This is a genomic window from Bradyrhizobium sp. USDA 372 (assembly GCF_053629095.1).
Window position 1 is genome coordinate 3,975,263 of record NZ_JBRJHR010000001.1, and the last position, 23,815, is coordinate 3,999,077.

24 protein-coding genes and 1 tRNA gene are annotated in these 23,815 nt (G+C 63.0%); 12 read left to right on the forward strand and 13 right to left on the reverse strand.

Translation table 11 applies throughout. The features are described 5' to 3' along the window. The first annotated feature begins 27 nt into the window (after nt 1–27). The 3 genes from AB7M16_RS18760 (at nt 28) to panE (ending at nt 3,125) form a co-directional block, all read left to right on the forward strand. Nucleotides 28–1,377 carry an MATE family efflux transporter gene (locus tag AB7M16_RS18760; RefSeq protein WP_453944796.1) on the forward strand — a complete coding sequence of 450 codons (1,350 nt, stop codon included), beginning with the start codon at nt 28–30 and terminating at the stop codon, nt 1,375–1,377. Between the two features lie 102 nt (nt 1,378–1,479). Continuing rightward, a complete protein-coding gene (locus AB7M16_RS18765) occupies nt 1,480–2,088 on the forward strand; it encodes a 2-hydroxychromene-2-carboxylate isomerase (RefSeq protein WP_453944797.1) in 609 nt (202 codons plus the stop codon). 113 nt (nt 2,089–2,201) lie between these two features. Then, nucleotides 2,202–3,125 carry a 2-dehydropantoate 2-reductase gene (panE, locus tag AB7M16_RS18770; protein WP_453944799.1) on the forward strand — a complete coding sequence of 308 codons (924 nt, stop codon included), beginning with the start codon at nt 2,202–2,204 and terminating at the stop codon, nt 3,123–3,125. A gap of 52 nt (nt 3,126–3,177) precedes the next feature. Here the strand turns inward: panE and AB7M16_RS18775 are convergent, their stop codons facing one another. From AB7M16_RS18775 to AB7M16_RS18785, 3 genes are all read right to left on the reverse strand, one after another. Continuing rightward, entirely contained in the window at nt 3,178–3,771 is a 594-nt protein-coding gene (locus tag AB7M16_RS18775; RefSeq protein ID WP_439401835.1) for a c-type cytochrome, read from the reverse strand. A 195-nt stretch (nt 3,772–3,966) separates the two neighbouring features. Then, nucleotides 3,967–5,241, reverse strand: coding sequence for a PQQ-dependent sugar dehydrogenase (locus AB7M16_RS18780; RefSeq protein ID WP_453944801.1), 1,275 nt, complete (start codon nt 5,239–5,241; stop codon nt 3,967–3,969). A 383-nt stretch (nt 5,242–5,624) separates the two neighbouring features. Continuing rightward, nucleotides 5,625–6,611 (reverse strand): NAD-dependent epimerase/dehydratase family protein, encoded by a 987-nt coding sequence (locus tag AB7M16_RS18785; RefSeq protein WP_453944803.1) that lies wholly within the window; start codon nt 6,609–6,611, stop codon nt 5,625–5,627. 176 nt (nt 6,612–6,787) lie between these two features. Between AB7M16_RS18785 and AB7M16_RS18790 the strand changes: the two genes are divergently transcribed. Both AB7M16_RS18790 and AB7M16_RS18795 read left to right on the forward strand, forming a co-directional pair. Continuing rightward, nucleotides 6,788–7,825, forward strand: a complete 1,038-nt coding sequence (locus tag AB7M16_RS18790) for a macro domain-containing protein (protein ID WP_453944805.1) — start codon at nt 6,788–6,790, stop codon at nt 7,823–7,825. Continuing rightward, nucleotides 7,743–8,735 carry a DarT ssDNA thymidine ADP-ribosyltransferase family protein gene (locus AB7M16_RS18795; protein WP_453944807.1) on the forward strand — a complete coding sequence of 331 codons (993 nt, stop codon included), beginning with the start codon at nt 7,743–7,745 and terminating at the stop codon, nt 8,733–8,735. Before AB7M16_RS18790 ends, AB7M16_RS18795 begins: the two co-directional genes overlap by 83 nt. Nucleotides 8,736–8,869: 134 nt before the next feature. On the opposite strand, the gene AB7M16_RS18800 is transcribed toward AB7M16_RS18795, so the two are convergent. The 3 genes from AB7M16_RS18800 to AB7M16_RS18810 form a co-directional block, all read right to left on the reverse strand. Beyond that, nucleotides 8,870–9,346, reverse strand: a complete 477-nt coding sequence (locus tag AB7M16_RS18800) for a helix-turn-helix domain-containing protein (RefSeq protein WP_453944809.1) — start codon at nt 9,344–9,346, stop codon at nt 8,870–8,872. A gap of 260 nt (nt 9,347–9,606) precedes the next feature. Further along, entirely contained in the window at nt 9,607–9,927 is a 321-nt protein-coding gene (locus AB7M16_RS18805; protein WP_453944811.1) for a hypothetical protein, read from the reverse strand. Between the two features lie 225 nt (nt 9,928–10,152). After that, nucleotides 10,153–10,227, reverse strand: a tRNA-Gly gene (locus AB7M16_RS18810). Nucleotides 10,228–10,500: 273 nt separating this feature from the next. Here AB7M16_RS18810 and trxA point away from each other — a divergent pair. After that, on the forward strand, nt 10,501–11,424 hold the full coding sequence (trxA, locus tag AB7M16_RS18815; protein ID WP_172787852.1) for a thioredoxin: 924 nt from the start codon (nt 10,501–10,503) through the stop codon (nt 11,422–11,424). A gap of 85 nt (nt 11,425–11,509) precedes the next feature. Next, complete coding sequence (locus tag AB7M16_RS18820; RefSeq protein ID WP_172787851.1) at nt 11,510–12,187, forward strand: LON peptidase substrate-binding domain-containing protein; 678 nt, start codon at nt 11,510–11,512, stop codon at nt 12,185–12,187. A 136-nt stretch (nt 12,188–12,323) separates the two neighbouring features. Here AB7M16_RS18820 and AB7M16_RS18825 read toward each other — a convergent pair whose 3' ends face one another. From AB7M16_RS18825 to AB7M16_RS18840, 4 genes are all read right to left on the reverse strand, one after another. Then, a complete protein-coding gene (locus AB7M16_RS18825) occupies nt 12,324–14,825 on the reverse strand; it encodes an EAL domain-containing protein (RefSeq protein ID WP_453944814.1) in 2,502 nt (833 codons plus the stop codon). Nucleotides 14,826–15,013: 188 nt separating this feature from the next. Continuing rightward, nucleotides 15,014–15,607, reverse strand: coding sequence for a cytochrome b/b6 domain-containing protein (locus AB7M16_RS18830; protein ID WP_453944815.1), 594 nt, complete (start codon nt 15,605–15,607; stop codon nt 15,014–15,016). A gap of 62 nt (nt 15,608–15,669) precedes the next feature. After that, nucleotides 15,670–15,948: a PepSY domain-containing protein gene (locus tag AB7M16_RS18835; protein WP_025033089.1), complete on the reverse strand. Its 279-nt coding sequence runs from the start codon at nt 15,946–15,948 to the stop codon at nt 15,670–15,672. Between the two features lie 223 nt (nt 15,949–16,171). Further along, the gene (locus tag AB7M16_RS18840) at nt 16,172–16,522 is read right to left on the reverse strand and encodes a hypothetical protein (RefSeq protein ID WP_172787848.1); all 351 of its coding nucleotides are present in this window, start codon (nt 16,520–16,522) and stop codon (nt 16,172–16,174) included. A 90-nt stretch (nt 16,523–16,612) separates the two neighbouring features. On the opposite strand from AB7M16_RS18840, the gene AB7M16_RS18845 reads away from it, so the two are divergent. Together AB7M16_RS18845 and AB7M16_RS18850 are read left to right on the forward strand one after the other, a co-directional pair. Beyond that, complete coding sequence (locus AB7M16_RS18845; protein ID WP_453944817.1) at nt 16,613–17,143, forward strand: TetR/AcrR family transcriptional regulator; 531 nt, start codon at nt 16,613–16,615, stop codon at nt 17,141–17,143. Between the two features lie 120 nt (nt 17,144–17,263). Next, nucleotides 17,264–17,461: a Trm112 family protein gene (locus AB7M16_RS18850; RefSeq protein ID WP_027535355.1), complete on the forward strand. Its 198-nt coding sequence runs from the start codon at nt 17,264–17,266 to the stop codon at nt 17,459–17,461. A gap of 196 nt (nt 17,462–17,657) precedes the next feature. Here AB7M16_RS18850 and AB7M16_RS18855 read toward each other — a convergent pair whose 3' ends face one another. After that, nucleotides 17,658–18,878, reverse strand: coding sequence for a ubiquinone biosynthesis hydroxylase (locus AB7M16_RS18855; RefSeq protein WP_439401843.1), 1,221 nt, complete (start codon nt 18,876–18,878; stop codon nt 17,658–17,660). 149 nt (nt 18,879–19,027) lie between these two features. On the opposite strand from AB7M16_RS18855, the gene tesB reads away from it, so the two are divergent. Then, nucleotides 19,028–19,891 carry an acyl-CoA thioesterase II gene (tesB, locus tag AB7M16_RS18860; protein WP_439365067.1) on the forward strand — a complete coding sequence of 288 codons (864 nt, stop codon included), beginning with the start codon at nt 19,028–19,030 and terminating at the stop codon, nt 19,889–19,891. On the opposite strand, the gene AB7M16_RS18865 is transcribed toward tesB, so the two are convergent. Further along, entirely contained in the window at nt 19,888–20,751 is an 864-nt protein-coding gene (locus AB7M16_RS18865) for a DUF4339 domain-containing protein (RefSeq protein WP_439401844.1), read from the reverse strand. The genes tesB and AB7M16_RS18865 overlap by 4 nt on opposite strands. Before the next feature lie 31 nt (nt 20,752–20,782). Beyond that, nucleotides 20,783–21,673, reverse strand: coding sequence for a DUF4339 domain-containing protein (locus AB7M16_RS18870; protein ID WP_453944820.1), 891 nt, complete (start codon nt 21,671–21,673; stop codon nt 20,783–20,785). Nucleotides 21,674–21,933: 260 nt separating this feature from the next. On the opposite strand from AB7M16_RS18870, the gene AB7M16_RS18875 reads away from it, so the two are divergent. Next, entirely contained in the window at nt 21,934–22,272 is a 339-nt protein-coding gene (locus tag AB7M16_RS18875) for a P-II family nitrogen regulator (protein WP_008142802.1), read from the forward strand. A 134-nt stretch (nt 22,273–22,406) separates the two neighbouring features. Further along, nucleotides 22,407–23,708: an ammonium transporter gene (locus tag AB7M16_RS18880; protein ID WP_172787843.1), complete on the forward strand. Its 1,302-nt coding sequence runs from the start codon at nt 22,407–22,409 to the stop codon at nt 23,706–23,708. Nucleotides 23,709–23,815: the final 107 nt, after the last annotated feature.

The window sequence follows — 23,815 nt, forward strand, 5'->3', positions numbered from 1 at the left end:
CGCACGCCCTGATGAAAGGCCAATGCCATGTCTGCCGCAAAACCGCTCTGGACCACATTTCTCCGCTTCCTCGTCCCCCTGATGCTGGGCAACGCCTTGCAATCGCTGTTCGGCACCGTCAGCAACGTCTATCTCGGCCAGATGATCGGCGTCGACGCGCTCGCCGCCGTCTCGGCGTTCTTTCCGGTGATGTTCTTCCTGTTCGCCTTCGTCATGGGCCTGAGCACCGGCGCCACCGTGCTGATCGGCCAGGCCTTCGGCGCCGGCGAGCATGGCCAGATCAAGATCATCGTCGGCACCACGCTCGCCGCCGGCCTGCTGCTCTCGATTGCGATCGCACTCGTCGGCGGGCTCTTCAGCCGGCACTTGATGGTGATGCTCGCGACGCCCGCGGACATTCTCGATGAGGCCAGCGCCTATGCGCGCATCATGCTGTTGACCATGCCGCTCGGCTTCGTCTTCCTGCTGATGACGGCGATGATCCGCGGCGTCGGCGACGGACTGACGCCGCTGCTGGCGCTGGCCTTGTCGACGGCGATCGGCTTGATCCTGACGCCGATGCTGATCCACGGCACGTTCGGATTGCCGCCGGTCGGCATCACCAGTCCTGCCTGGGCGGCTACGACCGCCAACGCGCTGACGCTGATCGTACTCGCCGTCTATCTGCTGCGGAAAAAGCACGCGCTCGCGCCGGACGCGACGCTGCTGCGTCACCTGCGGCTGAACGGCGCCGTGTTCGGCAAAATTCTCGGCATCGGCCTGCCGAGCGCGATCGGCATGGTGGTGATGGCGATCGCCGAGCTTGTGCTGCTCGGCCTCGTCAACGGCTTCGGCTCGAATGCCACCGCGGCCTATGGCGCCGTCAACCAGGTGATGGGCTATGCGCAGTTCACGGCGATGTCGATCTCGATCGCGGTCTCGATCCTCGGCGCCCAGGCCGTCGGCGGCGGCGACCGGGCCCGGGTCGACGGCATCGTGCGGATGGGCCTTGCGTTCAACATCGTCCTGACCGGCGGGCTGGTGGCGCTGATCTACCTCGCGCCGCGCGCGGTGCTCGGCATCTTCATCACCGACGGCGCCGTGCTGGACCTGGCGAAGGGATTGCTCAACATCGCCTTGTGGAGCTCGGTGCCGTTCGGGCTCGCCACCGTGTTCTCGGGCGCGATGCGCGGCGCCGGCGTCGCGTTGACGCCGATGCTGCTGTCGATCTTCGCGATTGCCGCAATCGAGCTGCCGGCCGCAATCATCCTCAGCCATGCCGTCGGCCTGACCGGCGTGTGGGCTGCCTATCCCATCGTGTTCTGCGCCATGTTGATTCTGCAGATGGGCTATTACCACCTGGTGTGGCGCAAGCGGGCGATTCCGCGCCTGATCTGACCGTCAAAGTATTATGACCGTCATTAAACGATGGACCTGTGGCGCGCCCTGCGCCACAATGAGGAAAAGCCAACTCAAAAAGCCAGGCCAGGGAGAATGATCTTGACCCGCACCGCCCCGCAATTCCTGTTCGATTTCGGTAGCCCCAACGCCTATCTCAGCCATCTGGCGATACCGGCCATCGAACAGCGGATCGGCGTCAAGTTCGGATATGTGCCGATCCTGCTCGGCGGCATCTTCAAGTCGACCAACAACAAGTCGCCGGCCGAGACGCTCGCCGGCATCAAGAACAAGCGCGAGTTCCAGCAGATCGAGACCGAGCGCTTCATCAAGCGCTTCCATGTCCAGCCCTATGTCTGGAATCCGCACTTTCCCGTCAACACGCTGAATTTGATGCGCGCGGCGATCGCGGCGCAGCTCGAGGGAGTCTTCGAAAAATATGTCGAGGCCGCCTTCCACCACATGTGGCGCGAGCCGAAGAAGATGGACGATCCCGAGATCGCGGCGAAGGCGCTGACCTCATCGGGCCTCGATGCGCAAAAGTTGTTTGCCCGCAGCCAGGAACCCGAGGTCAAGGGCAGACTGATCAAGAATACCGAGGAGGCGGTCGCCCGCGGCGCCTTCGGCTCGCCGACCTTCTTCGTCGGCAATGAAATGTTCTTCGGCAAGGAGCAGCTGCGCGAGGTCGAGGAGATGGTGAAGGGCGAGTAGGGAATGGCGAGTAGTGGAAACGTTACTCGCGTTTCGTCATCTGCTATCCTATTCGCTAGTCCCTATTCGTCATTCGCCATTGTCCGAAGAACAACAATAACGGAGCTTGTCTCATGCGTATCCTCGTGGTCGGCGCCGGCGCCATCGGCGGCTATTTTGGTGGCAGACTGTTGCAGGCCGGCCGCGACGTCACCTTCCTGGTCCGGCCGCGCCGCGCCGGCGAGCTCGCGAGCGCCGGCCTTGTCATCAAGAGCCCGAACGGCGATGTGACCCTGAAGAACCCGCCGACCGTTCAGGCCGACGCGATCAAGGACAAGTTCGACGTCGTGCTGCTCAGCTGCAAGGCGTTCGACCTCGACGATGCCATCAAGTCGTTCGCCCCGGCGGTGGGGCCCAACACCGCGATCATCCCGATGCTCAACGGCATGAAGCATCTCGACACGCTGGATGCCAGGTTCGGCAAGGAGCGCGTGCTCGGCGGCCTCTGTGCCATCGCGGCGACGCTGAACGAAAAGCGCGAGGTGGTGCAGCTCCAGCCGATGCAGTCGATCACTTACGGCGAGCGCGACGGCGCGATGTCGGACCGGGTGAAGGCGATCGACGAGGCCTTCAGGAGCGGCATCAATGGCGCCAGCGCCAGCCAGAACATCATGCAGGACATGTGGGAGAAGTGGGTGTTCCTGTCTTCGCTCGCGGCAAGCACCAGCCTGATGCGGACGTCCGTCGGCAATATCCTCGCCGCGCCCGGCGGCCGGGATTTCCTGCTCGGCATGCTGGATGAGACCAGCTCGGTCGCTGCTGCATCGGGCTACCCGCCGGGCGGGCCGTTCTTCGAGCGCGTCAAAGGCAATCTCACCACCGAGGGCTCCCCGCTGACGGCGTCGATGTTCCGCGACATCAAGGCGGGCCTGCCTGTCGAAGCCGATCACGTCATCGGCGACCTCATCGCGCGCGCCGACGCCGCCAAGGTGCCGGTGCCGAAGCTGCGCATCGCGTATACGCATCTGAAGGCGTATGAGAGGCAGCGGGCGGGGTAGGGCGTCATACACCGCCGTCGTCCCGGGGCTCGCGCTACGCGACAGCTCCGCGCTACTGCAAATGCGCGAGATAGTGCGAGACGGCGGTGATCTCCTCGTCGCTCATGTGATAGGCGACGTCGGCCATCGCGGCGACGCCGCCGCCGACACGCTGGCCGGCTTTGTAGTCATGCAGCGCCTTGACGAGATATTCCTCGCGCTGGCCGGCGAGCCGCGCCACCGCCTTGGTGCCGGCATAGCTGTCCGTATGGCATGAAGCGCAGCGGCGGCCGGCGGCAACCTGCGCGCCCTTTTTCGACAAGTCGGGATCCCCGTCCTCGGCTCCCTTCGGCGGCGTCAGCGTGGCGAAGTAGGCACCGAAATTGCGGATGTCCTCGTTGGTAATCTCTTCGACGATCGGCTGCATCTGGTCGTTCTTGCGCGAGCCGGCGCGAAAGAACACGAGCTGCCATTGCAGGAATTGATCGGGCTGGCCGGCGAGCGAGGGGATGTTCTCGGTCTGCGAAATGCCGTTCTCACCGTGGCAGCCGGCGCAGGCGGCGGCCTTCTCCTTGATCGCGGCATTGTCGGCGGCCTCGGCTGGGATGAAGGCGATCAATGCGAGCGATAGCGCGCCGATTGCGGACCAAGAGAGCTGACGGCGCATGATTGGAGATCCGTTCTGTACTGCGTCATTCCAGGGCGCGTCACTTGGCGCGTGCCCGAATCCATAATCCGCGTTCGTGGTTATGGGTTCCGGACTTGCGCGCAAGTGGCGCGTAGTCCGGAACGACAGCGTGAGGCTTCAAAATGAAAGAGGCTGCGGCCCTCACCCGGTCGCAGCCTCCTCCGTCAGGTCGCGCTACTTCTTGCTGTAGCTGATGCGATAGATCGCGCCGGCCCAATCGTCGGCAACGAGGATCGATCCGTCCTTGGCGAGGATGATGTCGTTGGGACGGCCGAGATAGCCCTGGTCGCCCTCGAGCCAGCCAGAAGCGAAGATCTCCTGCTTCGGGTTTTTGCCGTCGGGCCCGACGATCACGCGCACGATGCGCGCGCCCTGGTACTTGTGGCGATTCCAGGAGCCGTGCTCGGCGATCAGGATGTTGTTCTTGTAGTCGGCGGGGAATTGGTCGCCGGTGTAGAACTTCATGCCGAGCGGCGCGACATGGGCACCGAGATTCAGCACGGGCGGCGTGAACTCGGAGCATTTGTGGCCCGTCGCGAACTTGTCGTCGGGAAGATTGCCCTGATGGCAATAGGGATAGCCGAAATGCTCGCCGATCCTGTTGATCATGTTCAGCTTGTCCGAGGGCAGATCATCGCTGATCCAGTCGCGGGCATTCTCGGTGAACCAGAGCTTGCCGGTGCGCGGGTCGACGTCGGCGCCGACCGAGTTGCGGACGCCGAGCGCCCAGATTTCGGCGTTGCCGGTCTTGGGATCGACGCGCCGGATCTGCGACACGCTGGTCGGCGGAATGCCGATGTTGAAGGGCGGTCCGAACGGCAGGAAGAACCAGCCTTCCTTGTCGACCGCGATGTATTTCCAGCCATGCGCGGCATAGGAGGGCATGTCGTCATAGACGACCTTGCCTTCGCCGAGATTGTCGAGCTTGTTTTCGGCATCGTCGTAGCGGATCAGCTTGTCGACCGCGATGACATAAAGCGCGCCATCCTTGAAGGCGAGACCGGTGGGCATGTTCAGGCCCTTGAGGACGGTCTTGACCTCCTTCTTTCCGTTGTTGTCCTTGATGGCATAGACGTTGCCGAGGCCGAACGAGCCGACGAACAACGTGCCCTTGTCACCCCAGGCCATCTGCCGCGCGGCCAGCACGCCCGAGGCGTAGACCTCGATCTTGAAGCCCGACGGCAGCTTGATCTTCTTGACGATGTTGGCGAGCTCGGCGTCGGAGGCGCCGGTCGGCGGGCCCGAGGGCGGCGCGAGTCCCTTCTGCGCCTCGGTCTCGTCGCCGAGGAACCAATCGTCCGGCGGATGGGTCCAGAATTCCTTGGTGCCGGATTCGTATTTCTTCAGCGGCTTGTTCTTGTCCTGTTGTTGCGCGTTGCCGGCACCGGTCCCCGCGAGAAGGGCCACGGCCGCAAGCGCCAACACGGATCGATGGAACATCGATATCATCGCATCACTCCCCTAAGGCAGCCGTGAGGGCTGCGCGTTATTTTGTTTTGCTAGTCGAGAGGCGAAGTTTTGAGCCCGTCGGGACGACAGACGCAAAAAGGTTAGCACATCTGCCCATCGTGAGAAGCGCGCCGGATGCAGCGCGGCTGCGCTCATCAAAATTTGAGACGGAATGTGAATGAACGGATGAACGCTGCGACGACCGCGTTCCCGCTGCAACGCGGAATCAAGCGCGCACGCGCATCGTCGTCAGGCGCTCCGCCGGAGTGGGCATACAAAAGCGCGAAAACAACCCCATGCACCGTAGAACGACGCAAGTTGATCCGCACCCGGTGACGCCGGACAGTCATTTGAAGCGTCGAGCAAAATAGCAATTGCGGCGCTTACGAGGCGACGGGGTAGGGTCCGTCGTCAAACAGCGTGTCGTGATAGCCTTTCGATCCGACCTCGCGTGCCAGCGTGCTGCGGACATCGCGACCATCGCGCAGGCTGCGCAGCACATGCGCGAAGTCGAATTCGGGCCGCCAGCCGAGCTCCCGCCGCGCGCGCTCGTTGACATAGACCCGGTCGATCGCGGGGAAGAGTCGCCAGCCGCGCGCTGCATAGAGCTGCGCACACTCCGGATAGAGCTCGCGCACGACAGCGGCGGCATCGCGCGCCAGCGATCCGAGATGACGTTGCTCGAACGGGCTCGTCGCCGAGACGATGTAGCGGGCGAAGCCAATGCCGGGCGCGCGCTCGACGGCGAGCAGATGCGCGCTCACCGCGTCCGCGATATCCAGCCGGCGATAGAGCAGCTCGTTGGCCTGCGCGTTCTCCAGCGCGTAGGCCGACCGCATCGCCGGATCGTCGTCGTCCTCCGGAAAGAAGCGCGAGGTCCGCAAGGTAACGACGGGCAGGGCGCGCTCGCGAAAGAACAACTCGCAGAGGTTCTCGGCCATCAGCTTGGTCGTGCCGTAGATGTTCTTCGGCACCGAGGGCAGCTCCTCGGTGACCCACACCGCGGCCTGTCCCGCCTCGGGCTGCAGCTGCGAGCCGAACGCGCTGGTGGTGCTGGTGAAGACAAAACTCTTCACGCCGGCCGCGACTGCCGCTTCGAGCAGGTTCAGCGTGCCTGACACGTTGGTGTCGACAAAGTCCTGCTTGGAATGGGTCGCCACATGCGGCTTGTGCAGCGTCGCGGTGTGGATCACGGCGGTGACGCCGTTCATCTGCTCCCGTACGAAGGCGGGATCGACGATCGAGCCGACGGCGTCGGTGAAGGGGGAGGGCTTGAGATCGAGCCCGCGGGCGGATGAGCCGCGCGCCTGGAGCGTCCGGAGAATGGCTTCACCGAGGTGGCCCGCACTGCCGACTACGAGGATGGTCATGCCAGGTCCAGCGCATTCCAGAAGAGCCGCCGAAGCGCGCACGTTCCGCCGGGATTGGCAGACCCGTGACTTCCTTGATAGCTCATCTGACCCTCGGGTTTGCACCGCAACATGATGTTCCGATTTTGTTCTTTACAAACTCGTGAAATTCTGGTTCGATTGCATCGATTCGTCCGATGATCGCTGTTACCTCAGAATCCTCAGCCGTTTGCGATTTCACCGGGAAGCCTATGCTCATTTATCGCCGCACTAGTCTCCTCGAGTCCACGGCCCAAACCCTCGTCAATACTGTCAACTGCGTTGGCGTCATGGGAAAGGGCATCGCTAAGGACTTCAGGGAACGCGAGCCTCAGATGTTCGCGGCTTACAAGCGCATCTGCGATCAAAAGCTTCTCTCGCCCGGGAAGCTGTGGCTTTGGAAGGGCGCGACCTCTTGGGTGCTCAACTTCCCAACTAAGCAGCACTGGCGTTATCCTTCCAAGATTCAGTGGATCGAAGCGGGCTTGCAAAAGTTTGTCGGACACTATGAGAGCTTGGGCATAACGGAGATTTCATTCCCGCGCCTCGGCTGCGGGAATGGCGGGCTCAGGTGGGACGATGTGCGCCCCGTGATGGAGCGTTATCTCAAAGACTTACCAATTCAGGTCTTCATCCACGACTACACGGTCGATATCGGCTTACCCGAGCACATGGAATCTGTAGCGAGCCAATTAAAAGACGAGGCCGTAGATTCGTCGTCTTTCGACTCGTTCATCGGAGCTATTCGGCGTGCTGTCGAGTTGAGCGAGGAGAAGTTCGTCCAATTCGATAATCATCAACCTGTGCAAGCGTCTATCGGTGACGACCAGATATTGAAACTTCAAGCGAATAATGCGGAATGGAACCTGGAAGCAGAAGATCTTTGGGGCGTCTGGGTTGGCCTTCAGAAGGGATTGCTGACGCAGGACAAGGCTGAGTGGACTCAGAAAGGCGCCGGTGAGCCTTTGTTGTCAGTACTGAGCGTTCTGCCGCACGTTCGCCCGGTTCAAATTCAGGGCATCAAGCGAGACGCAGAAGTTGCGCTTGAATATCGTCCGGGCGAACGCGGGAGTGACGTAGCGCCTTCCTCCAAATCCCAACTTGAACTTGCCTATGGCGCTGACGACTGGGTCAATTCAAGCGCACATACTCAAGTGGGAGACGGCTCTAACGAGTCCGTATCGTCCTTATCGTAGCAAGTGGCCTAGCCGTCTTTTTCATCACGCTCCGATAGAGAACGCTGTCAAGATTCTTCAGGACGGAAACCTTCGTTCGCGCGACGACCCCGCTAACAAAAAAGCGAAAGACGTGGCCGCACCGGGGGTAATTGACGGACGAACTCATGCTCACGGCTCGGCCCGTCTTTATTTCCGGCCACGGACACCTACGCAGTATCACATCGAAGGCATTCGCAAAAAGGGCGAGTGCCAGTACGGCGATGACACGCATGCGCCTGTGCTGGTTATGATGGTTTTCGATGCAAGCAACATACTCGCATTGCCCGGCATCAAATTCTGCGATCGCAATATGCAGCTTGGAAACGCCGAGCCGGGTGACTCGGAAGAATATTTTTCAAAAATCCCTTTCGACAAGGTCTTTCACGAAGGTGGCACTGGCGGCGATAGGACCATCATCGAACACCGTTGCGCAGAGGTATTGGCTGAGTCGCCGCTTCCGCTTGCTAACAATCTTCAGTGGGTTTACTGCCGCACAGCCGCCGAGCGAGACACGCTGCTCTACTTGCTTGGTGACAAAAGCGCCGAGTGGGCGCCGCGCGTTCTTATATCGGACGACCTGCTGCTCTTTGAGCGTCGTTTTGTCTTTGTTGAATCTGTTTTTCTGACTTCGAACGGAATCAATTTCCAACTCAGCCCGCGCGCCGATCTAAAAAACATTTCCATCAGCGTATTCGCTTGGGATAGCAACGGCACGCTGATGAAGAACTTCTACAATGCGGACATTGCTGCACGCCCTCCAGCACCAAGTACGAATACGCGTTGGCGCGTACAAATCGATTTGGCCAATGGCACTTATCTTGTTCAAATTGATCTAGAGGGGCACCTAGCTTTCAAAGGCTACATCACGTTGGGCGAACGCCTCGTTTGACATGCAGCGAAACGGCCCACAGACGTTCGTCTGGGGCCGTCCGCTGCGCGCGCGGTGGAAACTTCTCCCCTAGTCGGGGCTGTTGTCCGACGTACACCGGTTGCCATGCAGTAGAACCCACATGGCGAGCGCATTCACGCGGCTGGCGATTCGATCTTCCGCCGCCGAACCTTTTTAGACTCGATCATCTTGCGAAACTCAGGTTCAAGAATTGTGAGCTTTCGCACGAGCCCGCGCATTTCGTATCCGTTAGCTAGTTGGTTCTTTGGACCGCGGAATCGCTCAATGCGTCTAATGAACCCACCATCTTCTAGTGTTGTCAGGTGCCGCTGCACCTGTCTGGCTCCCATTCCAATCCTCGTGGCCAGTAGTTGCTTTGTCGGAAATGGTGGTTCGCCTGCGTCCCACCAAAAATCTGCGAGGTGCATTAGGATCGTAAATTGTTCAGCAGATAGCCCGAGCCTTCCCTGCGCCCAAATCATGATGGAAGGGACTGTACAAAAACCCAGTCCGATGAGATTCTTTGTCCACTTATCTTCGGGACTGCGTCTCGGCCGCTTAGGCGCCTCAGCCTTTGCAGCCTCGCTCTTCCGTTTCGTTGCCTTCTTCATCGCGTTTCGACCTCGGCGACAACCATAGGGCTAGAAACGCGGAGCGCACAAGCGAAGTGGGGAGACATTAATGTCTCTCCCCGGAAGGCGAATACGCCCGGACCTCGGGAGGCGCGGAAGTCTCACGAAACAATCATCAATTCCTTTCAGAACTCAGGCGTACGACCCAACAGTATCATCGAGGTGAGGGCGAAAATGCCTCCCCTAAATTTTCGAATTCGGCCGGGGGCATGGAGCGATATCGGAGCCCCCGGGCGCGATTACGCTGGTGACAGAGAATCAAAAAGGCGGTCATGACCACTTCCGCCGTGTTGGGCGATGATCACCACTTCGGTCGCTCCGGGCGTGTATTCCGCGCTGGCGGCGGCTTCTAACTCGGCGCGGCTGTCCAGCAGCGCCGAGTTGATGCGCGAGGAGGCGATGAAGGAGAAGCCGACCGACACCTTCACCGGGTTGCCCTGCGCATCGTCGGCGAGCCACACCACGAAGACCGGATAGCCGAAGTGTTCGGGCCGGTATTCGAGGTTGGACTCGTTATCAGCGGCGGGCCGCCCGCCGGGGTAGTCGCGAAGCTTGAGCATGCTCGAATCTCCTGTCGGACATGGCGCAGTTTACCATGCCCGAGCCGCGACCCGGTCACCGGTCGTTGACAAGGCCCACGCCCTCCGGCAGCCGTGGGAGGCGCCGTTCAGCCTTTGTATGGCGTCGATGGTCTCCGCGCCCCGGCTTTACCTCGGGGCGAAAACGAACGCGGTGACGTTCCCCGAAGGGAGTGAGTAACTGGATGACGATGCTTTGGAGAAAATTGGAGCGGGCGAAGGGGCTCGAACCCTCGACCCCGACCTTGGCAAGGTCGTGCTCTACCACTGAGCTACACCCGCATCCTGTGTCGGTCGCGTGACGCGCCGGCAACGGCTGTCGTATGCCAAAAGCGGGAGGGGAATGCAACAGCTACCGGCGGCATCAATTCGCATTTGAGGGCCCCATATGGACCCCCGAAGCTGGCCGAATCGACCGGAAACGCCCCGGAACCGGCGAATCGGGCGGCCTGGATTGAAATTCGGCCCATTCGGCCCAATTTAGGAGCCGACCACAAGCATATGACGCGGCGGCGTGCTAAAGAGCCGCCATTCCAGACATGACGAGGGAATCCCGTGACGATCATCGACCAGGGTAACGGAGCGGCGGGCCCGGCTGCGGCCGACCTGATCAAGGACACCACCACCCAGACCTTCGTGAAGGACGTCATCGAGGAATCGAAGCGCCAGCCCGTGCTGATCGATTTCTGGGCGGAATGGTGCGGCCCCTGCAAGCAGCTCACCCCCGTCCTGGAGAAGGCGGTGAAGGCGGCCAAGGGCAAGGTCAAGCTGGTCAAGATGAACATCGACCACCATCCGGCGATCCCGGGCCAGATGGGCATCCAGTCGATCCCGGCCGTGATCGCCTTCGTCAACGGCCAGCCGGCCGACGGCTTCATGGGCGCGGTGCCGGAGAGCCAGGTCAACGCCTTCATCGAGCGGCTGACCAAGGGCGTCACCGCGCCGGGCGAGGTCAACGTCGCCGAGATCGTGCAGGAGGCCGACGCGGTGCTCGCCGAGGGCGACGCGGCGGCGGCCGCGCAGATCTATGCCGAGGCGCTGCAGCATGATTCGACCAACATCGCGGCGCTTGCGGGCCTCGCGAAGTGCTACGCCGTCTCCGGCGCGATGGAGCAGGCCAAGCAGACGCTGGCCATGGTGCCGGAATCCAAGCGCAACGACCCGGCCGTGAAGGCCGTGCAGACCGCGATCGATCTCGCCGAGCAGGCGAAATCGCTCGGGCCGGTCGCCGAGCTGGAACAGAAAGTCGCCGCAAATCCGCTCGATCATCAGGCCCGTTTCGACCTTGCCACCGCGCTCAACGCCCAAGGCAACCGCGCGGCGGCGACCGAGCAGCTGCTCGAGATCGTCAAGCGCGACCGCAAATGGAACGACGACGGCGCCCGCAAGCAGCTGGTGCAGTTCTTCGAGGCCTGGGGCGGCACGGATGATGCAACCGTCGAAGGCCGCAAACGTTTGTCGACGATCCTGTTTTCGTAACGGCCTTTTTTGAGCATGATCTGTTCGGAAAACCGCTCCACACTTTTCCGGATCATGCGCTAGCAACGCCAGTGGGACCGGGCAGATGCCGATCAACATCGAATATCGCGGGCCCGCCGACCTCCCGGAGATCATCCCGGTCTTTCCGCTGCCGGGCGCGCTGCTGCTGCCCCGCGGCCAGATGCCGCTCAACATCTTCGAGCCGCGCTACCTCGCGATGGTCGACGATTCCTTCCGCGACGGGCATCGCCTGATCGGCATGATCCAGCCCGACGTCGCGCATTCACGGAAGGATTCCGACAAGCCGGCGCTGTTCCGCGTCGGCTGCGTCGGCCGCATCACCCAGCTCGCCGAATCCGGCGACGGCCGCTACATCCTCGAGCTCACCGGCGTTTCGCGCTTCAAGGTGGTCGAGGAGCTCGAGGTGCTCACCCCCTATCGGCAGTGCAAGGTGGACTTCTTCGCCTTCGTCGACGACTTCACCGCGCGCATGGGGGAGGAGGAGGTCGACCGCGAGGCGCTGCTGGCGGTGCTGGCGGACTTCCTGAAGGCCAACAATCTCAAGGTCGACTGGGAAGGCGTCGAGAGCGCGCCCAACGAGGCGCTGGTCAATGCGCTGGCGATGATGTCGCCCTATGGCCCCGCGGAGAAGCAGGCGATGCTGGAGGCGCCCGACCTGAAGACCCGCGCCGAGATCCTGATCGCCGTCACCGAGATGGACCTCGCCAAGAAGCGCACCAGCGGCGATCCGCCGCTGCAGTGAAGGTCCCGCGCGACCTAAAGCGCGAAGCGATCAGGATGAATCCTCATCGCGCTTTGGGTTTTTGTATGAGCATGATCTTTTCGGAAAACCGCTACGCACTTTGCGCTGACGCGGCCCTTCGGGTCCGGATCATGCTCTAAGCGGCAAACTCGTCCGCCTCGGCCTTTCGATCCGCCAACCGTGCGATCGTCGAGGCCCGCATCGGCGGGCTGAGGTAGAAACCCTGCGCCTCGACGCAGCCCTCCTGGCGCAGGATGTCCAGCTGCTCGGCGGTCTCGACACCTTCGGCGGTGGACGTCTTGCCGAGGCTGGTGGCGAATTGGACCACGGCCCGCGCGATCCGATGAGGCTCCTCCATCGGACTGGACAGCTCGCTGACGAAGCTGCGATCGATCTTGATCTTGTCGAACGGAAACTTCTGCAGAAAGCTGAGCGACGAATAGCCGGTGCCGAAATCGTCGAGGGCAATCCGCACCCCGAGCTCGCGCAGCTGGCTGAGTGCTGCGAATACGGTCCCGCTGTCGTGCATGATGACGGTTTCGGTGACCTCGAGCTCGAGCCGGTCTGACGCAATCCCCGAAGCCGCCAATGCGCCCACGATCGTCGACACGAGCTCCCTGCTCCTGAATTGCGCTGGAGACAGGTTGACCGCGATCTTCAGGTCGGAACGCCATTTTGCCGCTTCGGCGCAGGCGGTTCTCAAGACCCATTCCCCCAGTGGCAGGATCAAGCCGGTTTCCTCCGCGACCGGAATGAATTCGCCTGGCGAGACAAGACCGCGCTCGGGGTGATGCCAACGCAGCAACGCCTCGAAGCCGCAGGTCTCGCCGCTGTTCAAATTGACGAACGGCTGGTAGTGGAGCTCGAATTCGCTTCTCGCAAGCGCCTTCCGCAGATCCCGCTCCAGGTTGCGGCGCGCACGCAGGAGCTGGTCCAGCTCCGGCTCGAAGAAGCGGAATGCGCCACGTCCGGCGCTCTTCGCCGAGTAGAGGGCCAGATCCGCGCTCCTGAGGATCGTGTCGGAATCGGCGCCGTCCTGGGGTGCAAGGGCGATGCCGATGCTGGTGCCCACGATGACCTGATGATCGCCGAGATCGAACGGCGCGCTGAGCGCGCCGTGGATCGCCTCGGCGAGAGAGGCCGCGTCCGCGGCCGGATTGCTTACGTAATCGACGATTGCGAATTCGTCGCCGCCCAATCGGGCGACGAACGTCGTCTCCCTGACGCAATCCAGCAGGCGCGCGGCGACCGAACGCAACAGCAGATCACCCGCCGGATGTCCGAGCGTGTCGTTGACCTCCTTGAAGCGGTCGAGATCGAGCAAGAGAACCGCCAAATGGAGGTTTCCGCCACGCGTATCGGCAAGAGCGGGCTCCAGACGCGCCTTGAGCAGCACGCGGTTCGGCAGCTCCGTCAGCGCATCATGTTGCGCCATGTAGGTGATCTTCGCTTCGGACCGGCGTTGCTCGGTGACATCCAGGTGCGTGGCCACCCAGCCGCCGCCGGCCATCGGCTGCCGCGTCACGCAGATCAGCCGGCCATCGGCGAACGCGTCGATGCGGCTCGACACGGCATGGATCGGCAGTGCATCGAGCTTGGCGATCTGCCGTTCGGCGGCGAAATCGCTGGCCTCGCCTTCGAGTATGCCGCTGGTGACGCGATGTCTGATGATATCGCGGTGCGGAGTTCCCGCGCGCAGCAATTCCGACGGCAGCCGGTACAGCCGGGCGTAACGCTCGTTGCAGATGACGAGCCGCTTCTCGGCGTCGAACATGCAAAGGCCCTCGACCATGTGGTTGATGGCCGTATCCAGCCTCAGCTTCTGTTCCTTGAGGTCGTTCTGCGACCCTTCGAGCTGCTGCCGTGCGATGGAAAGCTGGCTGATGATCTCCTCGAACCTGGCGGTTCTGGTCGCCAGACGACGATCGGCCAGCACGCCGATCAGGCTCATCCCCAGCACGGACAATGCGACACCGGCGATGGCGAGCGCGAGGAAGGCCGGAGAAAGCGAAAGCGTATCGGTCGCGAGCGCCGGATCCGGTGTGATCTGCACGGCGCCCATGGCCGTGAAGTGATGCGAGACGATGGCGAGCGTCAGCAGGACGGCCGCGGCGAGCGTGCCCCGATAACCCTGGCGGGTGAGCGCGACCGCCAGCGCAGCGTAGCCGAGGCACATGCCCAGAACGATGGAGAGGAGGACGAGGTCGACGGACCAGGAGACTCGGCCCGGCACTTCAAGAGCCCACATCCCGATATAGTGCATGCTGGCAATGCCGCCGCCGATGATGATGCCGCCAGCCGCCGCGCGCCAGCGGCCGGACGTGACGACCGCGACGCCGAAGCCGACCGAGGTCAGCAGCATTGCCGCTGCGAGAGAGGACGCGGTCAACACGATGCCGTAGCCCGTCGTGACGCCGGGCTCGTAGGCGAGCATCGCGACGAAATGCGTGGCCCAGATGCCGTATCCGATGGCCGCGCCGGCAATGGCGATCCAGATCCACCGGGTTCTCGCGCGCGTCGCGATCGCGCGGTGAAAGATGCTGACCGCGACGATGCTGGCAACGAAGCAGACCAGGGCAGCGAGTACGACGAGCCGCCAATCGTGCTCGGTCGTAAGGCAGGAGAAAACGCGGAACATCCAGTCTCGCCTCATCGTCGATATTGTCGATGCTGGACCGGCTAATCGCCATTCGCGTTAATTTTGTGCCGCGCCTGATTGCACGCTTAGCGGCATGCTAACGTCGTCCGTAAAATTTGATCTGTCGGGCTAACGCGCTTCGCGCTTGTCGCGCGGGGAAACCGCTATGCGCGTTTCCGGCTCATGCTCTAAAGGTGGCCGCGGATGCGCTTGCGTCCGGTGATCATTGCGCGGATCAGGTTCTCGCGCTGTAGGATTCCCATCAGCACCACGCCAACGACGTGGAGCACGACCAGAACGATGACGGCATCCGATGAATAATGGTGAGCGTCTTCGACCCACCACACGCCGAAGAACGTGACGGTGACCGACATCGCTCCCGTGATGGTCGAAACGGCGAGCGAGGCCAGCAGCGCGACCAGCATCAGCGTGCCGGCGGGATTGAGCCCGATGTAGCGGCCGGTGATGCCGCGGCGCAGATTCCAGAGATAGCGGGGCGAGGCGCGCAGCCGGACGCCGACCATGCGGAAGCGCGAATAGCGGCTTCCCCAGACGCCCCAGACCAGGCGAAACGCGAGAAGCCCCAGCACGGTATAGCCGACCATGCGGTGAAGGCCGTCATAGACGGTCGGCGTGAACCAGGCGGCCAGAACGCCGGCCGCGAGAGCCCAGTGCCAGAGGCGCAGCGGCAGGTCCCAGACAGCGATCGTCCGCGGCGCGGCTCGCTCGGCGGGTGTCCGGTCGGACACCCCGCGAGCTTCTGGCATCGCTTCTTCAATCAAGCAAAGACCATCCTCGAGCCCTGCTTTGCGCAGAACGCGTCGCGCAGCCGACCTATAGCAACCTACTTGGCGATCGTGTGCTTCAGGCTGAGATCTTCGGGGCTGTAGAACAGCTCGTAGAGCTTGCCTTCCTTGACGCCGTAGACCTCGTAGCAGGAGCCTTCGACCTTGGAGCGCCGCACCTCATAGCCAAGTGCCTTGGCCTTGGCTTCGGCTTCGCTGGCCGGCTTCCACGACGCCTTGTCGAGCTTGGTGCAATTCTTGAAACCGTCGGCCATGGCCGTCGATCCCGCGCCAATCCCGATCGTCAGTGCAATGGCAACAACTCGAATGACCTTCACGAACTTCTCCTCTCTGTCGTGGGCGCTGCGCGGAGCCGCGGAGCACACCGAAGGAAGCAAAGAGGGGGGTGAAGTCAACAATGAGGGGCTTGGTCCGCTTTAGATAAGTTCTATTGTAGAGTTTAGACTGGTTCTAACATGAGCCACAATGTGAGGGCTTCCTGCGGAGAATGCGGATCTTGCGCCACCGCTGCGGCCTTACGCCTCATCGGTGGAAGCGCAGCTAGTACCCGGCAACCGACATCACGACGACCGCACTGAGCGCCATCCACCCGAAATGCCGGCCGCGCGTCGCCCAGGCGTTGGCGAGGGCGGAAAGGCCGAGCACACAGGCCATGGTGGCGACGATCCAGTGGCGAGCCGGCTCCGATTGCATCCACGGCACCGCAATCAGCAGCATGCCACCGCCGATCCAGGCTACGGTCGAGGTCTGCCACACCAGCCGGATCAGGGTGCGGAGCCGCTCCGGCTCGATGCGCACGCGGGCGAAGACCTTGGCCTCGCCGAGGTAGCCGTGGATGAGGGCCGAGGCGATGGTCACGACGCCGGCGCACTGGAGCAGCAGATCACGCATCAACGCCTCCATACACTGATGTATGGATCGATAGCGCCTGGCCAGTCGCCTGTCAATACACTAGTGTATGGTACGATTCCGGGAAGTGACATGAACCAACAGCTCTCCGCCGACGACTGGACCAGCCAGGGCCTCAAGGCACTGGCCAGAAGCGGCTTCACGGCGCTGAAGGCCGATCCGCTCGCCAAGGCCATGGGGGTGTCGCGCGGCAGCTTCTATTGGCATTTCGCCGATCTGGCCGCGTTTCACGCCGCGGTGCTGAAGCGCTGGCGCGAGATCGCGGCCGAGCAGATCATCGCCGACGTCGAAGCGGCCAGCGACGAGCCGCTCAGGATGCTGCTGCGGAGATCCTTCGGCGCGCGGCTCGACCTCGAGCGCGCCGTGCGCAATTGGGCGGCGTTCGATGCGAGCGCGCAAGGGGCGGTGCGCGCAATCGACCGCCGCAGGCTCGACTACATCGAAGAGCTGCTGCAAAAGCGTGGGCAGGCCCCGGCAACGGCGGTGGCCCGCGCGCAGATCCTGTACTGGACATTTCTCGGTTTCGCCCTGTCGAGCCCGTCAATCACGGCCGCGCGGCTGCAGGCCATGCTCGACGAGCTCCTGGCGATGGTCTGCGCCTAAAGCATGATCCGGAAAAGTGCGAAGCGGTTTTCCGGAAAGATCATGCGTAAACAACAACCTGAGGCCGTGATGGCGGGTGCGAATTTCTATGGTAAAGGCAGGCGAGTGCCGGAGACTCCCATGAACGCGCCCACCGAACGTCCCGAACCCAGCGTCGATCCAAAACTGCTGGAGATCCTGGTCTGCCCGCTGACCAAGGGCCCGCTGGAATTCGATTCCGCAAAGCAGGAGCTGATCTCGCGCAGCGCCAAGCTCGCTTATCCGATCCGGGACGGCATCCCGATCATGCTGCCGGAAGAGGCGCGCAAGATCGATTGAGGGGATGGCCGTATCGCACGACGGCCATGCAACACTATCGCTGTCGTCCCGGGGCGCGAAGCGAGCCCGGGACCCATAACCACAGGGAGTGGTTATGACGCGAGCTGGTAACTCCGGGTCTTCGCCAAACTACATCCTGTGGCTATGGATCCCGGGCTCGCGCTACGCGCGCCCCGGGATGACAGGAGAGGTGCGGCTACAACGCCTCGCCCTTCAACAGCCGCGGCACCTCGCCGGTGAGGCCGGCGGCCTGGCGGATGAAGAGGTTCTTCAGCGGCGGGGCGCGGTCGACGAGGCCGAGGCCGATGTCGCGCACCGTGCGCAACAGCGTCGACTGGTTGGAGAACAGGAAATTCAGCGAGTTGGTGGCGACGCCCATCGCCATCGTGTCGAAGCGGCGCCAGCGCTGGTAGCGTTCGAGCACGTCCGCCCCGCCGATATCCATGCCGAGCCGCGCGGCATCGACCACCACTTCGGCCAGCGCGGCGACGTCCTTCAGGCCCATGTTGAGGCCCTGACCCGCGATCGGATGGATGACATGGGCGGCATCGCCGACCAGCGCAAGGCGCTCGGCGATGAAGGAGCGCGCGACGAAATAAGACAGCGGAAAGGCCCGCGGCTTGTCGAGCACCTTGACCTCGCCGAGATGCAGGCCGAAGCGCTGCTCGAGCTCCGCATGGAATTCCTCGTCGCTGAGGGCGATGATGCGCGCGGCCTCCGTGCGGCGCTCGGTCCACACCAGCGAGGAGCGTTTGCCGGTGAGCGGCAGGATCGCGAAGGGACCGGCCGGCAGAAAGTGTTCTTCGGCGCGGCCCTCATGATCGCGCTCATGGCCGACGGTGACGACGATGCCGGATTGGTCGTACTCCCAGCCATGGGTGGCGATGCCGGCGCGCTCGCGCAATTTCGAGCGCGCACCATCGGCGGCGACCAAGAGGCTCGCCGCGATCACGCTGCCGTCGCCGAGCGTCACGTCGATGCCGTCGGAGCGCGCATCGTAAGACGCGACCGGGGTGGCGCTGAGATCGATGCCTTCGGCCTCCGCACGCACCACCAGCGCATCGATCAGCCGACGGTTCTCGACCATATGCGCGAAGGGCTCGCCCGGCGCGACGTCGCCGGCAAAGTTCAGGAACACCGGACGGGTGGCGTCCTCCAGCTTGGAATCGGTGACGACCATGTCGAGGATCGGCTGGGCCTCGCCCCGCACGTCGTCCCAGGCCCCGATCGTCTCGAACAGGCGGCGGCAGGCGGCGACGATCGCAGTGGCGCGTGGGTCGCGGCTCGGCCGCGTGCCGAGCGCGGGATCGGCGACGACGACGGGGATCTCGGGCCCCAGCCCCTGGCGCAGCGCCAAGGCCAGCGCGAGGCCGGCAAACGCGCCGCCACCAATGACAATGCTACCCTGTACCGACATACCAAGCTTCCCGGTCAATTCTCGGTCTTGCTAGCAGACTTGAGCTGGGCGAAACAGTGCGGTGAAACGAGGGCAGCTAGCCCCATTGTGTCATTCCGGGGCGCGACGAAGTCGCGAGCCCGGAATGACGACTTCAGAGAGCTGTGTTCATGTCCAAAGGCCTGATCGACCTGATCGCGATCCTCGACCTCGAGCAGCTCGAGGTGAACCTGTTCCGCGGCAACAGCCCGAAGACGAGCTGGCAGCGGGTGTTCGGTGGCCAGGTGATCGGGCAGGCAATGGTCGCGGCCTGCCGCACCGTCGAGGGCCGGCTGCCGCATTCGCTGCATTGTTATTTCATCCTGCCGGGCGATCCGCAGATCCCGATCATCTACCAGGTCGAGCGTCTGCGCGACGGCAAGAGCTATTCGACCCGCCGCGTCACCGCGATCCAGCACGGCAACGCAATCTTCTCGATCATGGTGTCGTTCCATGCCGAGGAAGAGACTGCGTTCGACCACCAGGACAAGATGCCTGATGTGCCGCCGCCGGAAAAGCTGACGGCGGAGGAGGTGGCGAAGCAGCCGATGTTCAAGGAGATGCCGGACTTCATCCGCCGCTACTACGAATCCGATCGGCCGATCGAGCTTCGTCCGGTCGAGCTCGGCCGCTATTTCGGCCAGAAGATCGACGACGGCCGCATCCACGTCTGGATCAGGACCGCCGCGAAGCTGCCTGACGACCCGGCGCTGCACATGTGCGCGCTCGCCTATGCCTCGGACTTCTCGCTGCTCGACGCGATCATGGCGCGCTATGGCCGCACGCTGTTCGACAAGCGCATGATGCCGGCGAGCCTCGACCACGCGATGTGGTTTCACCGCCCGTTCCGTGCCGACGAATGGCTGCTCTATGCGCAGGATTCGCCGAGCGCGCAATCCGGCCGCGGCCTGACCCGCGGCTCGATCTTCAAGCCGGACGGCACGCTGGTCGCCTCCGTCGCGCAGGAAGGCTCGGTGCGCGAGCGGAAGTCTTAGATCGTTGCCCTCGTGCGCTCGACGAGTACGAACTGTGTCATGCCCCAGGCGAAATACCAGCGTAGCAGCCACGGAATCGGAATGATGAAAAGGCATCCGAGGAAAAAAGCGACGGTGCGCCAAAGCAGTTGAAAACCGGTGGCGGTGAAGACCATCTCGCGGCGCGTTCCGCTGACGTGACGGCAAATCCATCGCGTCCACGCGGCCATGACCCAGGCCCAGCCGACGATCGTGAACACGGCGAGGATCATGAGGATCTGCCAGCCAAGGAAACTCCAGACGCTGCCGGTGAACGTCATCGGCAGCATCTGACCGTTCGAGCTGATATTGGCGACCACCCAGCGTATGAGCACCCAGGACAAGATCGCCTGAATCGGCAGCGTCAGGATCTGAAGGGTGCTGTCGATATGGCCCAAATAGGCCGCCAGCGCCATCCCGATGAAGACGTACCAGAGGTCTCCAACCTGACCGGTAAAGGCAAGGTTCGGCCGCCGCGGAACGTGCATGCGCGGGAAGAGCCAGCGATAATAGCCTGTCCCGGTCCAGGGCGACGGGATCACAAGGAGACTACCTAGGATCAGCAGAATCCACCATCCCAGGAACGACCAGACGGGAAGGTCCACCGATAGCGGACCACCGCTGGCACCGCCCGAACCGCCATCGACCGGCAAGGACGACGGCGCGGCGCCGGGAATGAGCCCCGGCACCTCGCCGGCCTTCTGCCAGCCCGCCATCCCTTCAGCCCAGACCAGCGTATCGGCGGTCACTGCGCCCTGGGCTATGAGGTCGCGAAATTGCGCCTCCGGAAACGGACCATTCTGCTTGCCGCCGGATGCGTGAAACCAGATGCGATTCGACATCTCGTCTGCTCGCTAGCGAAAGCCAGCGGCGTCACATGGCTGCCTGCGAGCCGCGCGGCGCGAGCTCGGTCTGCGAGGCGAACCAGTTCATGATCCAGCGATACACCCACGGGATCGGGATGATGAGGCTGCACAGGAGCGCAGCCACGATGCCGCGCCAGAGAATGTCGAGACCCGAGCCCTTGAAAACGATCTCGCGCCGCGTGCCCTCGATGCTGCGGCAGAACCAGCGCATCTGGGCCGCGGCCACCCAGGCCCAGCCGATGATGGTGATGATGGAAATCGCGAACAGCAGATTCCAGCCGACATAGGCCCAGACCGAACCGGTGAAGCTCAAGCCCAGCGGCTCCCCGTTGGAGGCGAGGTTCGCGATCATCCATTTGATCAGCAGCCAGTAGAGCACGATCTGGACGATGAACAGCAGATTGCTCAGCAATTGGCTGCCGACGAAGCCGAGCGCGATCGCCAGGACGATGAAGCCGAAAAACCAGGGCACCAGCGTCATCGCGCTGCCGGTGAAGCTGAGATTGGGGCGCCCGGGGACCTTGATGCAGGGCACGATCCATTTCGTGTACCAGACGAACAGCCACGGCACCGGGATGATGAAGCACGAGCCGATCGCGAGCACGAGCGTGCGCCAGGTGAAGTCCCAGATGCCGAAATCGACGGCGAGTGATCCGCCGCGCACTGCGCCGCCATAACCACCGCCACCCATCACCGGGGGCCCGCCGCCTGGGACCATCGGTGGCGCGCCGCCGCCAATCAGGCCGGGAATTTCGGCGGCCTTCTGCCAGCCGGCCATCCCCTCGGTCCACACCAGCGTGTCCGGGCGCACCACGCCCTGGGCGACGAGATCGCGGAATTGCCCTTCCGGAAAGGGCCCCTGCTGCTTGCCCTCGGATGCGTAGAACCAACTCGCCATGGAACGTCCCCCTCGAACTTACGTATGTACCGGCCGGGACGCTTTGGTTCACGCTTGGGTTCACCGCATCCATGCCAAAAATGCATTGTGAAGGATGAACAGCTGCCCTGTACAGAGGCGGCCGTTCACATGGCCACCCTTGGCCAAACGTTTTTCCGCTTCAATCTGCAACTTTTTTGTGCCATTTGCCCGGAAAGATGCCAGATTGACGCAGCGCCGGGGACATGCGGCGCGGCGCATCCCGGGGAATAGGCCAGACCATGAAACTCGTCGTCGCGATCATCAAACCCTTCAAGCTCGATGAGGTCCGCCAGGCCCTGACGGCAATCGGCGTGCACGGCATGACCGTGACCGAAGTGAAGGGCTATGGCCGGCAGAAGGGCCACACCGAGATCTATCGCGGCGCCGAATATGTCGTGAACTTCCTGCCGAAGCTGCGCATCGAGATCGCGGTCGCCTCCGACGTCGCCGACAAGGCGGTCGCCGTGATCACTGCGACGGCGCGCACCGGGCAGATCGGCGACGGCAAGATCTTCGTCACGCCGATCGACCACGCGCTGCGCATCCGCACCGGCGAGACCGACAGCGACGCGCTCTGACTTTTTGTTTTGACGCGTTTTCTTCGCGCGAACCGGTATCCACTTCGCTCGAAAACGCTCTGACACGACTGCTTCGATCGCACCGGGCAACGACGCCACAGCGTGCGACGCCAATTGATGCCGGGGGGAATGACATGGCGGGATTGTTGCGCCGCGCAGCTGCTATGGCTGCGCCAATCGGATTTGTATCCGTCGTAGCTTCGCCGGCGCACGCGGCGGCCAATGAGATCAACACCGCCGACACGGCCTGGATGATCGTCGCGACCGCGCTGGTGCTGATGATGACGATCCCCGGGCTCGCGCTGTTCTATTCCGGCATGGTGCGCAAGAAGAACGTGCTCGCCACCATGGCGCAGAGCCTCGCCGCGGTGACGCTGATCTCCATTCTCTGGGTGGCGTTCGGCTATTCGCTGTGCTTCGTCGGCGACGGCCCCTGGATCGGCACGCTCGATCGCTGGTTTCTCGCCGGCATGACCTTGGACAGCGTCAACCCTGCGGCCAAGACGATCCCGGAAGCGCTGTTCATGCTGTACCAGATGACATTTGCCATCATCACGGTGGCGCTGGTCGCAGGCTCGGTCGCCGACCGGATGCGGTTCTCGGCGTATCTCCTGTTTTCCGTCGCCTGGTTCATCTTCGTCTACATTCCGCTGGCGCACTGGGTGTGGGGCGGCGGCTTCCTCAACAGCATGGGCGTGCTCGATTTCGCCGGCGGTCTCGTCGTGCATCTGTCGGCCGGCACCGGCGGCCTCGTTGCGGCCAAGGTGATGGGACGCCGTCACGGCTACGGCACCGAGAATCTCTCGCCGTTCGATCTGTCGCTCGCGGTGATGGGCACCGGCCTGTTGTGGGTCGGCTGGTTCGGCTTCAACGGCGGCTCGGCGGGCGCGGCCAATTCGCGCGCAGTGATGGCGATCATCGCGACCCATCTTGCCGCCTGCGCGGGCGCGCTGACCTGGGGCGCGATCGAGTGGTCGACGCGGCGCAAGCCCTCGGTGCTCGGCATGATCTCCGGCGCGGTCGCAGGTCTCGGCACCATCACGCCGGCCTCCGGCTTCGTCGCGCCATGGCACGGCATCGTCATCGGCATCATTGCCGGTGCGGTCTGCTACTGGGCCTGTACCTGGCTGAAGCACCGCTTCGACTACGACGATTCGCTCGACGTCTTCGGTGTCCACGGCATCGGCGGCCTGACCGGGACCCTGCTCGGCGGCGTGTTCGCCACCAGTGCCATCGGAGGCACCGCTGGCCTGCTGGAGGGCCATCCGCAGCAGCTCCTGATCCAGTTTTACGGCGTCGCCGTGACCTTCGTCTGGTCGGCGGGCGTCAGCTTCATCCTGCTCAAGCTGGTCGGCCTGTTCGTGCCGTTGCGCGTATCCCGTGAGCACGAGCTCGAGGGACTGGATATTTCGCAGCACGGTGAAGCCCTGCAATAGGCCCTGCTGCTACGTAATTACCTTCCTGCTGCCCGACACGTGAGCAACATTGTGTCGGGAGGCTGTCCTGCCCTCATTTTGAGCAGGTGTGATCACCTTTTAAGCGC

Bases quoted from the DNA above. Each gene is read 5' to 3' on its own strand.
- AB7M16_RS18760 (WP_453944796.1), top strand. From the start codon at position 28: ATGTCTGCCGCAAAACCGCTCTGGACCACATTTCTCCGCTTCCTCGTC.
- panE (WP_453944799.1), top strand. From the start codon at position 2,202: ATGCGTATCCTCGTGGTCGGCGCCGGCGCCATCGGCGGCTATTTTGGT.
- AB7M16_RS18775 (WP_439401835.1), bottom strand. From the start codon at position 3,771: ATGCGCCGTCAGCTCTCTTGGTCCGCAATCGGCGCGCTATCGCTCGCA.
- AB7M16_RS18780 (WP_453944801.1), bottom strand. From the start codon at position 5,241: ATGATATCGATGTTCCATCGATCCGTGTTGGCGCTTGCGGCCGTGGCC.
- AB7M16_RS18785 (WP_453944803.1), bottom strand. From the start codon at position 6,611: ATGACCATCCTCGTAGTCGGCAGTGCGGGCCACCTCGGTGAAGCCATT.
- AB7M16_RS18790 (WP_453944805.1), top strand. From the start codon at position 6,788: ATGATCGCTGTTACCTCAGAATCCTCAGCCGTTTGCGATTTCACCGGG.
- AB7M16_RS18795 (WP_453944807.1), top strand. From the start codon at position 7,743: ATGGCGCTGACGACTGGGTCAATTCAAGCGCACATACTCAAGTGGGAG.
- AB7M16_RS18800 (WP_453944809.1), bottom strand. From the start codon at position 9,346: ATGAAGAAGGCAACGAAACGGAAGAGCGAGGCTGCAAAGGCTGAGGCG.
- AB7M16_RS18805 (WP_453944811.1), bottom strand. From the start codon at position 9,927: ATGCTCAAGCTTCGCGACTACCCCGGCGGGCGGCCCGCCGCTGATAAC.
- AB7M16_RS18820 (WP_172787851.1), top strand. From the start codon at position 11,510: ATGCCGATCAACATCGAATATCGCGGGCCCGCCGACCTCCCGGAGATC.
- AB7M16_RS18825 (WP_453944814.1), bottom strand. From the start codon at position 14,825: ATGTTCCGCGTTTTCTCCTGCCTTACGACCGAGCACGATTGGCGGCTC.
- AB7M16_RS18840 (WP_172787848.1), bottom strand. From the start codon at position 16,522: ATGCGTGATCTGCTGCTCCAGTGCGCCGGCGTCGTGACCATCGCCTCG.
- AB7M16_RS18845 (WP_453944817.1), top strand. From the start codon at position 16,613: ATGAACCAACAGCTCTCCGCCGACGACTGGACCAGCCAGGGCCTCAAG.
- AB7M16_RS18850 (WP_027535355.1), top strand. From the start codon at position 17,264: ATGAACGCGCCCACCGAACGTCCCGAACCCAGCGTCGATCCAAAACTG.
- AB7M16_RS18855 (WP_439401843.1), bottom strand. From the start codon at position 18,878: ATGTCGGTACAGGGTAGCATTGTCATTGGTGGCGGCGCGTTTGCCGGC.
- tesB (WP_439365067.1), top strand. From the start codon at position 19,028: ATGTCCAAAGGCCTGATCGACCTGATCGCGATCCTCGACCTCGAGCAG.
- AB7M16_RS18865 (WP_439401844.1), bottom strand. From the start codon at position 20,751: ATGTCGAATCGCATCTGGTTTCACGCATCCGGCGGCAAGCAGAATGGT.
- AB7M16_RS18870 (WP_453944820.1), bottom strand. From the start codon at position 21,673: ATGGCGAGTTGGTTCTACGCATCCGAGGGCAAGCAGCAGGGGCCCTTT.
- AB7M16_RS18875 (WP_008142802.1), top strand. From the start codon at position 21,934: ATGAAACTCGTCGTCGCGATCATCAAACCCTTCAAGCTCGATGAGGTC.
- AB7M16_RS18880 (WP_172787843.1), top strand. From the start codon at position 22,407: ATGGCGGGATTGTTGCGCCGCGCAGCTGCTATGGCTGCGCCAATCGGA.